The 13,314-nt window shown below is 60.0% G+C and carries 13 protein-coding genes and 1 rRNA gene; 5 read left to right on the top strand and 9 right to left on the bottom strand.

Annotation, left to right across the window (positions count from 1 at the left end):
• Positions 1-81 (top strand): 5S ribosomal RNA (gene rrf, locus AACY18_RS28115); the annotation flags it as partial.
• 175 nt (positions 82-256) lie between these two features.
• On the opposite strand, the gene AACY18_RS16330 is transcribed toward rrf, so the two are convergent.
• Positions 257-973: a response regulator transcription factor gene (locus AACY18_RS16330; RefSeq protein ID WP_339432316.1), complete on the bottom strand. Its 717-nt coding sequence runs from the start codon at positions 971-973 to the stop codon at positions 257-259.
• 167 nt (positions 974-1,140) lie between these two features.
• Here AACY18_RS16330 and AACY18_RS16335 point away from each other — a divergent pair, with 167 nt between their 5' ends.
• Positions 1,141-2,673: a sensor histidine kinase gene (locus tag AACY18_RS16335; RefSeq protein ID WP_339465389.1), complete on the top strand. Its 1,533-nt coding sequence runs from the start codon at positions 1,141-1,143 to the stop codon at positions 2,671-2,673.
• A gap of 167 nt (positions 2,674-2,840) precedes the next feature.
• Here the strand turns inward: AACY18_RS16335 and AACY18_RS16340 are convergent, their stop codons facing one another.
• From AACY18_RS16340 to glyQ, 4 genes are all read right to left on the bottom strand, one after another.
• A complete protein-coding gene (locus AACY18_RS16340) occupies positions 2,841-3,620 on the bottom strand; it encodes a lysophospholipid acyltransferase family protein (protein WP_339432318.1) in 780 nt (259 codons plus the stop codon).
• 82 nt (positions 3,621-3,702) lie between these two features.
• Entirely contained in the window at positions 3,703-4,242 is a 540-nt protein-coding gene (gene gmhB, locus AACY18_RS16345) for a D-glycero-beta-D-manno-heptose 1,7-bisphosphate 7-phosphatase (protein ID WP_339432319.1), read from the bottom strand.
• Between the two features lie 4 nt (positions 4,243-4,246).
• Positions 4,247-6,301: a glycine--tRNA ligase subunit beta gene (glyS, locus tag AACY18_RS16350; protein WP_339465390.1), complete on the bottom strand. Its 2,055-nt coding sequence runs from the start codon at positions 6,299-6,301 to the stop codon at positions 4,247-4,249.
• Entirely contained in the window at positions 6,298-7,251 is a 954-nt protein-coding gene (gene glyQ / locus AACY18_RS16355; protein WP_034152298.1) for a glycine--tRNA ligase subunit alpha, read from the bottom strand. Before glyQ ends, glyS begins: the two co-directional genes overlap by 4 nt.
• Positions 7,252-7,332: 81 nt before the next feature.
• On the opposite strand from glyQ, the gene tag reads away from it, so the two are divergent.
• The 3 genes from tag (at position 7,333) to AACY18_RS16370 (ending at position 9,142) form a co-directional block, all read left to right on the top strand.
• Positions 7,333-7,890, top strand: coding sequence for a DNA-3-methyladenine glycosylase I (tag, locus tag AACY18_RS16360; RefSeq protein WP_339432321.1), 558 nt, complete (start codon positions 7,333-7,335; stop codon positions 7,888-7,890).
• A gap of 40 nt (positions 7,891-7,930) precedes the next feature.
• Positions 7,931-8,818 carry a lysophospholipid acyltransferase gene (locus tag AACY18_RS16365; protein ID WP_339432322.1) on the top strand — a complete coding sequence of 296 codons (888 nt, stop codon included), beginning with the start codon at positions 7,931-7,933 and terminating at the stop codon, positions 8,816-8,818.
• Between the two features lie 84 nt (positions 8,819-8,902).
• Positions 8,903-9,142, top strand: a complete 240-nt coding sequence (locus AACY18_RS16370) for a PilZ domain-containing protein (protein WP_339432323.1) — start codon at positions 8,903-8,905, stop codon at positions 9,140-9,142.
• 1 nt (position 9,143) lies between these two features.
• Here the strand turns inward: AACY18_RS16370 and AACY18_RS16375 are convergent, their stop codons facing one another.
• From AACY18_RS16375 to fmt, 4 genes are all read right to left on the bottom strand, one after another.
• The gene (locus tag AACY18_RS16375; RefSeq protein ID WP_339432325.1) at positions 9,144-9,458 is read right to left on the bottom strand and encodes a tetratricopeptide repeat protein; all 315 of its coding nucleotides are present in this window, start codon (positions 9,456-9,458) and stop codon (positions 9,144-9,146) included.
• 140 nt (positions 9,459-9,598) lie between these two features.
• Positions 9,599-10,975 carry a Trk system potassium transporter TrkA gene (trkA, locus tag AACY18_RS16380; RefSeq protein ID WP_221732233.1) on the bottom strand — a complete coding sequence of 459 codons (1,377 nt, stop codon included), beginning with the start codon at positions 10,973-10,975 and terminating at the stop codon, positions 9,599-9,601.
• 22 nt (positions 10,976-10,997) lie between these two features.
• Positions 10,998-12,308 (bottom strand): 16S rRNA (cytosine(967)-C(5))-methyltransferase RsmB, encoded by a 1,311-nt coding sequence (gene rsmB / locus AACY18_RS16385; protein WP_339432326.1) that lies wholly within the window; start codon positions 12,306-12,308, stop codon positions 10,998-11,000.
• Positions 12,305-13,264 carry a methionyl-tRNA formyltransferase gene (gene fmt / locus AACY18_RS16390; RefSeq protein ID WP_339432327.1) on the bottom strand — a complete coding sequence of 320 codons (960 nt, stop codon included), beginning with the start codon at positions 13,262-13,264 and terminating at the stop codon, positions 12,305-12,307. The genes rsmB and fmt overlap by 4 nt, the downstream gene beginning before the upstream one ends.
• Positions 13,265-13,314 lie beyond the last annotated feature (50 nt).

A 13,314-nucleotide genomic window follows, 5' to 3' on the forward strand; every position in this document is an offset into this window, starting at 1 on the left:
CATCCCGAACTCAGCAGTGAAACGATGCATCGCCGATGGTAGTGTGGGGTTTCCCCATGTGAGAGTAGGTCATCGTCAAGATTAAATTCCGAAACCCCAATTGCGAAAGCAGTTGGGGTTTTGTTTTTTGGCTCGAAAAAGCTTCCTAAGAGTAACTGTCCGGTCACCCACTCCTGATCGTTCTCCAAATTAGCCAGGATAGTAGACACCATTTTTTAGTGCGCACTATCTTGGAGGTAGGGTAGCGTTCGGACGCTTACTTCGCTATCGACACACTTTCTAACCGATATCCATAACCGTAAATTGTCAGCAGTTGCCAACCCCTATCCGCTGTGAGTCCTAGCTTGTTGCGCAGGCGATATATGTGGGTATCCAGAGGTCTCGAGGAAGCCACTTCTTCATGGGGCCAGAAGCGCTCGTAAAGATAGTCGCGTGATAACGGCCGACCGAGATTGCTGAACAGACAGCGCGCCAACCGATATTCGCGCTCCGTCATGACGATCGCCTTGCCTTCGCGGGTGACGCTCAGTTCGGCGTCATCGAAGGTCAAATCATTGAAGCAGCGGACTTCAGTAGCGGCTGTACGTTGCAGACTGTGTCGGCGCAGTACCGCAGCAACTCGAGCCTTCAGTTCGTTGGGGCGAAACGGTTTGCTGACATAGTCATCAGCTCCCGCATTCAACGCCTGGACGATATCGCTTTCTCCGTCGCGACTGGTAAGCATGATCGCGGCCGGTGGTGCTTCCATGTGTTCGCGGGTCCAGCGCAAAAGGGCCAGGCCGGAGAGGTCGGGGAGTTGCCAGTCGAGGATTAGCAGGTCGAAGGTTTCCCGGCGTAACTGTCGCAGCAGGTCTTCGCCACGTTCGAAGCTGTGCAGTGACCATGGCTGGTCTCCGACTTCAGCCATTTGTTGCAGGGTTTGCTCGACCCGGCGCAGTTCGGCGGGCTCGTCGTCCAGTATTGCAACGCGCATACGCGGTTCTTCCCTGTTGCTGGGGCGGTGGGGTGTCGACAATACCGGCTCGCCCATCGCTATGAAAGTATGCGGCCGCCATTGGTCGACGTCCGCTATGATTCTCCGTTCTACGTCTTCAGACCTGTGGCCTATGAAACCATTCACCTACCCCTGCCGTTTTTCCCATGAATGATCGGCGTCGGTACGAAAGTCGTGAACCCAGCCAAGTGCAGCGACTGTTTCGACAGTTGGTACGCGAGTGGTTGTGGATAAGTCTAGTGCTGTTGCCGCTGACTGCATTGCTGTCCTATCGCGCGCAGATCAACCTGCACGCTGCGGGCCCCGGGGGGGGAGCGATGCTATCGGTGGGCATGGTGGCGTTTGTGTTGGGTTTGCTGCTTTGGCGTCCGCGCTGGGCGCTCTGGATAACGCTGACAGGCATGGCGTGTGCGCTGACGGCCAGTGCCGGGCTCGCTGAAATGCGACGTTGGTGGTCGCCGACACCTGCGGTACTGGGCATGTTGTTCGGCTATTTGATCTGGAACTGGCGACGTCTGAGCGTGGTGTTGACCTACTTCGGTTGGGAGTTGGCGCGGTTGGACAGCGAGCCGAAAGTCTTTCCCGAACGACGCCGCACACAACTCACCGGCGCCGATCGATTGCAGGGCCAGATCATGGCGCTTGAGCAAGCCATGAGCCGCACCCGTGATACCCGGCGTTTCATCGCTGACGGCCTGGAATACCTGCCGGTCGCGACACTGATCAGCGATCCAAAGGGGCAAATCCTGCTGGGCAATCGAAAGGCTCGCCATCTCTTCGAAAATCAACTGGTGGGCGACGATATCCTCGTTCAACTGGCGCGCCTCGGTTATCCAGAGTTGTCTACCGAGCCATACCCACTGTTGTCCGCGCTGCCACTGTTGGAGTTCAGAGATCACAAGGAACGCAGTCTGCGCCTGGAACGTGCGGCACTGCTGCCGGTGGACGGTGACACGCCCATCGGCTGGCTGTTGAGCCTGACAGATCTGAGTGCTGAACGCGCGGCGGAAGAACAGCGCGGTGTGTTGCTGCGCTTTCTCTCCCATGATCTGCGTGCTCCGCACTCGGCGATTCTCGCGTTGCTCGACGTCCACGGTCATCAGGCTGGTGCTGACTCGCCGTTGTTTGAACAGATTGAGCGTCAGGTCCGTCGCGCTCTGGATCTGACCGATGGCTTCGTGCTGCTGGCGCGCGCCGAATCTGAGGCCTATCAGTTTCAGCCAACGTTGTTCGCGATGTTGGTGCTCGACGTGCTGGATCAGGTCTTACCCATTGCCCAGCAAAAACGCATCGATGTGTTTCACGACATGGATGAGCAATCTCAGGAGCGGCTGATACAGGCCGACCAGGGGTTGCTGACCCGTGCCTTGTTCAACTTGCTGGAAAACGCGATCAAATACAGCCCGGCGGATAGCCGGATCGCGCTGCGTGTCAGTTGTGGCGGCGAATGGCTGCAGTGTGAGTTGACCGATCAGGGCAAGGGCATTGCCGCGCAGGAACTGCCGGATTTGTTCAGTCAGTACCGGCGTTTTTCATCCGCCCAAGGCATTGATGGTGTAGGCCTGGGCCTGTCGATGGTCAAGGCTGTGGTCGATCACCATGGTGGCCGCATCGAGTGCCGCAGCGTGGTTGATCAGGGCACCACGTTTGTCCTTGAGTTGCCGCTGATCCCTGAGTAAACAGATACAAAAAACCGGCTATATCAGCCGGTTTTTTTACATCCGAAAAAAACTTATGCACCATTTACGGCGTTTTATGAGCTTGGGAAATATATAAGTAAATCAATCTCTTATATTGAATATTCAAGCTTTTTCAACAAAACCGTACACAGGTTATCCACAAAATCTCAGACAGCCATTTGATCGCTGGCGGCGGGGGCTTGTGGGGCCGGTGGCAGTGAACCCATGTCGCGCTGGGTCTTCTCGTTCCACGCTTGCACACGGTCATTGAGTTCGGCGATGGCGCGGGGGCCAGTACCTTCGGCATACATCGGCTCGCCGATGACCACCGTGATCACACCGGATTTTTTCCCCCAGCCGATTTTCGGCCAGAATTTGCCGGCATTGTGTGCAATCGGCAGCACCGGAAGTGCAGCATTTACCGCCAAAGCGCTGCCACTGCGGGAGAACTTGCCGACAGTGCCAAAAGGAACGCGTGTACCTTCAGGGAAGATCAGCACCCAAACGTTGTCCTTGAGCAGTTCATCACCTTTGGCCGCGACTTGTTTAAGCGCGGCTTTCGGGTTGTCGCGATCGATTGCGATCGGCCGCAGCATCGCCATGGCCCAGCCGAAGAACGGCACGTAAAGCAGTTCGCGCTTGAGCACCTGGCTCAGCGGCGAGAAATACGCGGAGAGAAAGAACGTCTCCCAAGTGCTCTGGTGGTTCGATTGAATCACGCAGGGCTGGTCAGGCACGTTTTGCGCGCCTTTGATTTCGTAACGGATACCCAGAAACACCTTGGTTAACCACAAGGCGCAACGGCACCAGTACACGTTGATAAAACGATAACGCGCCTTGAATGGCAGAAAGGGCGCGATGAAAAAGCTCAGGCTGCACCACAGCAAGGAGGTGGTGCCCAGCAGCAGGTAAAAGAGGAAGATTCTGATGGCCCGCAGTATCGACATGGCGACGTTTACCGTTACGGGCAATGCCCGACTGTTCAAGCGCACTCCCGATCAATCCCTGGTCAGGAATTTCAGAAGTACTCTAGTTGTGGATAAGTTCTGCGGCAATCGCCGCTAGATCGTCAAAAATCAGAGTGCCAACCGGCAGGGTTTTGCCCTGAGTCTTTTCGCCTTTCCCGGTCTTTACCAAAACGGGTTGTGAATCGACGGCTTTGGCGGCCTCCAGGTCACCAAGGCTGTCACCGACGAACCAGACATGGGTCAGTTCGATGTTGTAATGCGCCGCGATGGTTTTCAACATCCCCGGTTTAGGTTTGCGGCAATCGCACCCCTCGTCCGGCCCATGCGGGCAATACACGATCAAACCGACCTCGCCACCCTGCTCCGCCACCAGTTCGCGCAAGCGCGTGTGCATGGCGTCGAGGGTGGCGAGGTCGTAGTAGCCGCGAGCAATGCCTGACTGGTTGGTGGCGACCGCCACCGTCCAGCCGGCCTTGCTCAACTGCGCAATCGCCTCGATCGAGCCGGGCAAAGGAATCCACTCCTCCACCGACTTGATGTAAGCGTCGGAGTCGTAATTGATCACTCCGTCACGATCGAGAATCAGCAGTTTCAACAGCAATCCCTCAACCCAGCAGCGAAATGTCGGCCACGCCCAGGAACAGGCCACGCAGTCGCGCCAGCAGCGCGTAACGGTTGGCCCGCACATTGGCGTCTTCGGCATTGACCATCACGGCGTCAAAGAACGCATCCACCGGTTCACGCAATGCCGCCAGGCGTGCCAGCGATTCGTTGTACTGACGCGCGGCGGCCATTGGCTGTACAGCCTGATCCGCTTGCTGGATCGCCGAATACAGCGAGAACTCGTTGGCATTGTCGAAGTACTTGGCCTGTACCTCAGTCGGTACAGCGCCTTCAAGCTTGCTCAGCAAGTTGGAAACACGCTTGTTGACCGCCGCCAGCGCTGCCGCCTCCGGCAGTTTGCGGAAGGCCTGAACCGCTTGTACACGCTGGTCGAAGTCCAGCGCCGAACCTGGCTTCAGGGCACGTACCGACAGGTAGGTCGCCACGTCCACGCCTTCGTCTTCGTAACGCGCACGCAGACGGTCGAAGATGAATTCCAGCACGGAGTCGTTGAGGCCGGCAGCCTTGACCTTGGCACCGAACGCATTCACGGCGAAGGCCACGGCGTCGTTCAGGTCGAGGTCGAGTTTTTTCTCGATGAGGATACGCAGCACGCCGAGTGCCGCTCGGCGCAGGGCATACGGGTCTTTGCTGCCGGTTGGCAGCATGCCGATACCGAAGATCCCGACCAGGGTGTCGAGCTTGTCAGCGATCGCGACGGCCGCACCGGTCAGCGTGGCTGGCAGTTCTGCACCGGCACCGCGTGGCATGTACTGCTCGTTGAGCGCCAGCGCGACGTCTTCCGGCTCGCCGTCATTGAGGGCGTAGTAGTAACCGGCGACACCTTGCATCTCCGGGAATTCGCCGACCATTTCGGTGGCCAGGTCGCACTTCGACAGCAGGCCAGCGCGGGCAGCCCACGACGCGTTGCCGCCGATGCGTGCGGCGATATAAGCCGCCAGTTTCGAAACGCGCTCGGCCTTGTCGTAGACGCTGCCGAGTTTTTCCTGGAACACCACGTTCTTCAGGCGATCGTTGAAAACTTCGAGTTTCTGCTTCTTGTCTTGCTTGAAGAAGAACTCGGCGTCGGTCAGGCGTGGGCGAACCACTTTCTCGTTACCGGCGATGATCTGCTGCGGATCTTTGCTTTCAATGTTGGCGACGGTGATGAAGCGTGGCAGCAACTTGCCGTCGGCATCCAGCAGGCAGAAATACTTCTGGTTGTCCTGCATGGTGGTGATCAGTGCTTCCTGCGGCACGTCGAGGAAACGCTCCTCGAACGAGCACACCAGCGGCACCGGCCATTCAACCAGTGCGGTCACTTCGTCGAGCAGCGCCGGCGGAACGATTGCGGTGCCTTCCTGGCGGGTGGCCAGTTCTTCGGTGCGCTTGCTGATGATCTCGCGACGCTCGTTGGCATCGGCCAACACATAAGCGGCGCGCAGGTCGGCCAGGTAGCTCGACGGCGAGCCGATGCGAACGCTTTGCGGGTGGTGGAAGCGGTGACCACGAGAGTCACGGCCAGCCTTCTGCGCGAGGATGGTGCAGTCGATGACTTGGTCGCCGAGCAGCATCACCAGCCATTGGGTCGGACGCACGAACTCTTCCTTGCGCGCACCCCAACGCATGCGTTTCGGGATCGGCAGGTCGTTCAGCGAATCTTCGACGATGGTCGGCAGCAGGCTCGCGGTCGGCTTGCCGGCGATGTTCTGGCTGTAGCGCAGTTTTGGGCCGCTCTGGTCGATTTCGCTCAGATCGACGCCGCATTTCTTGGCAAAGCCCAAGGCTGCTTGCGTTGGATTGCCTTCAGCGTCGAACGCCGCCTGACGTGGCGGGCCGTCCAGGTTGATGCTGCGATCCGGCTGCTGGGTGGCCAGCGCGGTGATCAATACAGCCAGACGACGCGGCGCGGCGTAGACGGTTTTCGTCTCGTAGCTCAGGCCGGCGGCTTGCAGGCCCTTGTCGATACCGGCGAGGAACGCGTCGGCCAAAGTGTTCAGGGCTTTGGGTGGCAGTTCTTCGGTGCCCAGTTCAACCAGAAAATCTTGCGCACTCATTGTGCAGCCTCCAGCTTGGCCAGTACTTCGTCACGCAGGTCCGGGGTCGCCATCGGGAAGCCCAGCTTGGCGCGAGCCAGCAGGTAGGCTTGCGCAACGGAACGCGCCAGGGTGCGCACGCGCAGAATGTATTGCTGACGCGCGGTCACCGAGATGGCCCGGCGCGCGTCCAGCAGGTTGAAGGTGTGCGAGGCCTTCAACACCATTTCGTAGCTCGGCAACGGCAGCGGCTGGTCGAGTTCGATCAGGCGCTTGGCTTCGCCTTCATAGAAGTCGAACAATTCGAACAGTTTGTCGACGTTGGCGTGTTCGAAGTTGTAAGTGGATTGCTCCACTTCGTTCTGGTGGAACACGTCGCCATAGGTCACTTTGCCCATCGGGCCGTCAGCCCAGACCAGGTCGTAGACCGAGTCCACGCCTTGCAGGTACATGGCCAGACGTTCCAGACCGTAGGTGATCTCGCCGGTCACCGGGTAGCACTCGATGCCGCCCGCTTGCTGGAAGTAGGTGAACTGAGTGACTTCCATCCCGTTGAGCCAGACTTCCCAGCCCAGACCCCAGGCGCCGAGGGTCGGCGATTCCCAGTTGTCTTCGACGAAGCGAATGTCGTGGACCAGCGGGTCCAGGCCGACATGCTTGAGGGAGCCCAGGTACAGCTCCTGGAAGTTGTCCGGGTTCGGTTTCAGGACTACCTGAAACTGATAGTAGTGCTGCAGACGGTTCGGGTTTTCGCCGTAGCGGCCGTCAGTTGGACGGCGGCTTGGCTGCACGTAGGCGGCGTTCCAGGTTTCCGGGCCGATGGCGCGCAGGAAGGTCGCGGTGTGGAAAGTGCCGGCGCCTACTTCCATATCGTAGGGCTGAAGTACCACACAACCTTGCTCGGCCCAGTATTGCTGGAGCGCGAGGATCAAGTCTTGGAAGGTACGCACGGCTGGCGTAGGCTGGCTCACGAAATTCACCTGTTTCTTGGGCTGCGATTTAAAGAGCGGGAGTATACCCGATTCGTTGCTGCGCACGCCCCCTGGAGCCTTATGCCACGCTGCTTTTGGTGTACCGAAGATCCGCTGTACATGGCTTATCACGATCAGGAGTGGGGCACGCCGCTACGCGATGCGCAGGGTTTGTTCGAGTTGCTTTTGCTCGAAGGGTTCCAGGCCGGGCTTTCCTGGATCACCGTACTGCGCAAACGCGAGCGTTATCGCCAGGTGTTGTTCGGCTTCGACGTGCAGCGCGTCGCGCAGATGACTGACGCCGAAATCGACGAATTGATGCGCGATCCGGGGATCATCCGCAACCGCCTCAAACTCAATGCTGCCCGGCGCAATGCCCAGGCGTGGCTGGCGCTGGAGAACCCGGTGGAGTTTCTCTGGTCGTTCGTTGGCGACCAATCGATCGTCAATCACTTCAAGGATCGCAGCGAAGTCCCGGCCATCACCCCCGAAGCGCTGGAGATGAGCAAAGCCCTGAAAAAGGCCGGGTTCACGTTCGTCGGCCCGACCATTTGCTACGCGCTGATGCAGGCCTCGGGCATGGTCATGGATCACACGCAGGACTGCGACCGCTACGCGCAACTCGTCAACGGCGGTTAGAATGGCCGCCTCGCGCACAGCACAAGATCAGGAGTGACCTGTGGAAAAGTTTAAAGGCGCCTTGCTGGTAGGCGCTCTGCGGCTGTTTGCCCTGCTGCCATGGCGGGCGGTGCAGGCCGTGGGTTCGGCGATCGGCTGGATCATGTGGAAAACCCCCAACCGTTCACGCGACGTGGTGCGGATCAACCTCGCCAAGTGTTTTCCTCAGATGGACCCGGCTGAGCGTGAACGTCTGGTCGGCCAGAGCCTGAAAGACATTGGCAAGTCCCTGACCGAAAGCGCCTGCGCCTGGATCTGGCCAGCCCAGCGTTCCATTGATCTGGTGCGCGAAGTCGAAGGCCTCGACATCCTCAAGGATGCACTGGCCTCGGGTAAAGGCGTGGTCGGTATCACCAGCCACCTGGGAAACTGGGAAGTGCTCAACCACTTCTATTGCAGCCAGTGCAAACCGATCATTTTCTACCGTCCGCCCAAGCTCAAGGCTGTGGATCAATTGCTGCGCAAACAGCGCGTGCAGTTGGGCAACAAAGTCGCCGCTTCCACCAAAGAAGGCATCCTCAGCGTCATCAAGGAAGTGCGCAAAGGTGGTGCGGTGGGCATTCCGGCCGACCCGGAACCGGCCGAATCCGCCGGGATCTTCGTGCCGTTCTTCGCCACTCAGGCGCTGACCAGCAAATTCGTACCGAACATGCTCGCTGGCGGCAAAGCGGTTGGCGTGTTCCTGCATGCATTGCGTCTGCCCGATGGTTCCGGCTACAAAGTGATCCTCGAAGCCGCGCCCGACGCCATGTACAGCACCGATACCGAGACGTCCTGCGCGGCCATGAGCCAAGTGGTCGAGCGTTATGTGGCGGCGTATCCGAGCCAGTACATGTGGAGCATGAAGCGTTTCAAGAAACGTCCACCGGGCGAGGAGCGCTGGTACTGAGGCGTTGGAGATCATGATTGGCATGATCTGTGGATAACTTCACCTCCAGGGTTATCCACAACCGTTCATTCAAGGGCGCAGCAGATGTCCGAACACCGCAAATCATTGCGTATCAAGATCAGTCACGACAGCTTTGGCGAATGCCTTGGGCAAACGCGCAACCTGTCGCCTACCGGGGTGTATGTCCAGCATTCGCGTTTGGCGTCATTGCCCAAGGGCGCGGTGGTTTACGGGCAGGTGCAGGATTTACCCACAGGCGCGCCACGAGTGCGGATGGAAGTGGTGACGGTGGATGCCGACGGGATCGGCTTGCGCTATCTGTAGATCATTGCGCCTGACGATCGAGCTTCTTCAGAAACACCGTCATTTCCTTCTCGGCCTGCTTGTCGCCATGGGCGCGGGCCGCTTCCAGACCTTGCTCCCAGGCGTGGCGTGCGGCGGCGCTATCGCCGAGCGCCAGTTGCGCCTTGCCCAACAGTTTCCACGCCGCCGAATATTTCGGATCGAAACCGACACAGCGCTCAAAGTGCTCGGCAGCCTTGGCGTTCTCTCCCAGGTCCAAGTATCCCTTACCCAGGCCAAAGCGCAGCAGGGCGTTATCCACACCCTTGGCGAGCATTTTTTCCAGGGATTGGAGCATTTGTGGATTCCTTTCTGTGGAGTGTCAGGTGTTGCTGGGGGTTAGTGAGGCCGCCTTCGCCAGCAAGCCCCACCATTGGAATGCATTCCCCTGTGGGAGCGGGCTTGCCCGCGAAGAGGCCTGTGCTGTTACCGCCACACTCAGAAGAAGCTCAATCCGACGTGGAACAACTTCTCCACATCCCGGATATGCTTTTTATCCACAAGGAACAGAATTACATGGTCACCCGCTTCGATCACGGTGTCGTCGTGGGCGATGATCACTTGTTCATTGCGGATGACGGCGCCGATGGTGGTACCCGGTGGCAGGCCGATTTTATCGATGGGCTTGCCGATCACCTTGCTTGATTTGGCGTCACCGTGGGCAATCGCCTCGATGGCCTCCGCCGCACCGCGACGCAATGAGTGAACGCTGACGATATCGCCACGGCGCACGTGGGCCAGCAAGGTACCGATGGTCGCCAGTTGCGGGCTGATGGCGATGTCGATGTCGCCGCCCTGGATCAGGTCGACATAAGCCGGGTTGTTGATGATCGTCATCACTTTCTTAGCCCCCAGCCGTTTGGCCAGCAGCGACGACATGATGTTGGCTTCGTCATCGTTGGTCAGGGCGAGGAAGATATCGGCGTCGGCGATGTTCTCTTCCAGCAGCAAGTCGCGGTCCGACGCGCTGCCCTGCAGCACCACGGTGCTGTCGAGGGTGTCGGAGAGATAGCGGCAACGTGCCGGGCTCATCTCGATGATCTTCACCTGATAACGGCTTTCGATGGCCTCGGCCAAGCGTTCGCCGATCTGCCCGCCACCGGCGATGACGATGCGTTTGTAGGTTTCGTCGAGACGGCGCATTTCACTCATCACAGCGCGAATATCCTCACGCGCAGCGATGAAGAAGACTTCGTCATCGGCTTCGATCACCGTGTCGCCCTGAGGCAGGATCGGCCGGTCGCGGCGGAAAATCGCTGCCACACGGGTCTCGACATTCGGCATGTGTTCACGCAACTGGCGCAGTTGCTGACCCACCAGCGGCCCGCCGTAATACGCACGCACGGCCACCAGTTGCGCCTTGCCCTCGGCGAAGTCGATCACCTGCAAGGCGCCGGGATGCTGGATCAGGCGCTTGATGTAATTGGTGACCACTTGCTCGGGGCTGATCAGCACGTCGACCGGAATCGCTTCGTTCTGGAACAGTTGTTCCTCGCGGGCCAGGTAAGACGCTTCGCGCACCCGGGCGATTTTGGTCGGGGTGTGGAACAGCGTGTGGGCGACCTGGCAGGCAACCATGTTGGTTTCGTCGCTGTTGGTCACCGCAACCAGCATGTCGGCGTCGTCGGCGCCGGCCTGACGCAGCACCGACGGCAGCGAGCCACGGCCCTGAATGGTGCGGATGTCGAGGCGGTCGCCGAGGTCGCGCAGGCGCTCGCCGTCCGTGTCGACCACCGTGATGTCGTTGGCCTCGCTGGCCAAATGTTCAGCCAGCGAACCGCCGACCTGTCCTGCACCGAGGATGATGATTTTCATCCAGTCACTCCGTTGAATCCGTTTAGCCGCGAGAGGCAGCGATCTTGATCAGCTTGGCGTAGTAGAAACCGTCATGGCCACCCTGCTGGGCCAGCAATTGGCGACCATGGGGCTGCTTGATCCCGGCCGTCGTTGCCAGATCGAGTTCCCGTGCGCCCGCCGTGCGTTCGAGGAACGCGGCAATCACTTCGGTGTTCTCGGTCGGCAAAGTCGAGCAAGTGGCGTAGAGCACAATGCCGCCGACTTCGAGGGTTTTCCACATTGCGTCGAGCAACTCGCCTTGCAGTTGCGCCAGAGCCGCGATGTCGTCGGCCTGGCGGGTCAGTTTGATGTCCGGATGGCGGCGGATGACGCCAGTGGCCGAACACGGTGCGTCGAGCAGGATGCGCTGGAACGGTTTGCCGTCCCACCATACTGCCGTTTCGCGACCGTCGGCGGCGATCAGTTCGGCGCTCAGCCCCAACCGTTCAAGGTTCTCTCTGACTCGCACCAGACGCTTGGCTTCCAGATCCACCGCTACCACGCCAGCCAGCGCAGGTTCTGCCTCAAGGATGTGGCAGGTCTTGCCTCCCGGGGCGCAGCAGGCATCGAGCACCCGCTGGCCCGGAGCGAGGTCAAGCAAGTCGGCGGCCAGTTGCGCCGCTTCGTCCTGCACGCTGATCCAGCCATCGGCAAAACCCGGCAGGCTGCGCACGTCGGCGGCGGCTTCGAGGACGATGCCGTCGCGGCTGTAAATGCACGGTGTCGCCGCGATACCGGCGTCAGTCAGCAACCCCAGGTAGGCGTCGCGACTGTGATGACGGCGATTGACCCGCAGAATCATCGGCGGATGCGCGTTGTTGGCTTCGCAGATCGCTTCCCACTGCTCGGGCCAGAAAGCTTTCAGGGATTTTTGCAGCCAGCGGGGGTGGGCGGTACGCACCACCGGATCACGCTCCAGTTCGGCGAAAATCGTTTCGCTCTCGCGTTGCGCGTTACGCAGCACGGCGTTGAGCAAACCCTTGGCCCAAGGCTTTTTCAGCTTGTCGGCGCACCCTACCGTTTCACCGATGGCGGCGTGGGCCGGCACACGGGTGTAGAGCAGTTGGTAGAGCCCGACCAGCAGCAGTGCCTCGACATCGGCGTCGGCGGCCTTGAAGGGTTTCTGCAGCAGTTTTTCCGCCAGCGCCGACAAGCGTGGCTGCCAGCGCGCTGTGCCGAACGCCAGATCCTGAGTGAAGCCGCGATCGCGATCCTCGACCTTGTCTAGTTGTGTCGGCAGGGAACTGTTCAGCGAGGCTTTGCCACTCAGTACCGCGGCGAGTGCCTTGGCGGCGGCCAGACGCGGGTTCATTGCGCGGCCACCGCAGCGCCCAGCACGGTGCCGACGGCGAATTTCTCGCGACGGCTGTTGAACAGGTCGCTGAAGTTCAGCGCCTTGCCGCCGGGCAATTGCAGACGGGTCAGGCACAGTGCCTGTGCGCCGCACGCGACGATCAAGCCGTCCTTGCTGGCGCTGAGGATGGTGCCCGGTGCGCCGTTGCCTTCGGCGAGCGTCGCCGCCAGCACTTTCAACGCTTCACCGTTGAGGGTGCTGTGGGTGATCGGCCATGGATTGAAGGCGCGGACCAGACGCTCCAGCTCAACGGCCGGGCGGCTCCAGTCGATGCGCGCTTCGTCCTTGTTGAGTTTGTGCGCGTAGGTGGCGAGGTCATCGTTCTGCACTTCGCCTTCCAGCGTTCCGGCAGCGAGACCGGCAATCGCCTGCACCACGGCCGGTGGGCCCAGCTCGGCGAGACGGTCGTGGAGACTGCCGCCGGTGTCTTCGGCGCTGATCGGTGTGACGACCTTGAGCAGCATCGGCCCGGTGTCGAGGCCCGCCTCCATGCGCATCACGGTCACGCCACTTTCGGCATCGCCCGCTTCCACGGCTCGCTGAATTGGCGCTGCACCGCGCCAGCGTGGCAATAAGGAGGCGTGGCTGTTGATGCAGCCCAGGCGCGGAATATCCAGCACCACTTGCGGCAGGATCAGGCCGTAGGCGACCACCACCATCAAGTCCGGCTTCAGCGCGGCGAGTTCAGCCTGAGCGTCAGCGTTGCGCAAAGTCGGCGGTTGCAACACCTGGATATTATTTTCCAGCGCTAGCTGTTTAACCGGGCTCGGCATCAGTTTTTGCCCGCGACCGGCCGGACGATCCGGTTGGGTGTAGACCGCAACGATCTCGTAAGGGCTGCTCAGCAAGGCCTTGAGGTGTTCAGCGGCGAATTCAGGGGTACCGGCAAAAACGATGCGCAGTGGCTCAGTCATGGAAGGCGTCTCATAAAAAGAAAAAGGCTTGCCGCAGCAAGCCTTTGAAG

It is taken from the genome of Pseudomonas sp. EA_65y_Pfl2_P74 (assembly GCF_963970575.1).
Classification (GTDB): Bacteria; Pseudomonadota; Gammaproteobacteria; order Pseudomonadales; family Pseudomonadaceae; genus Aquipseudomonas; species Aquipseudomonas baetica_A.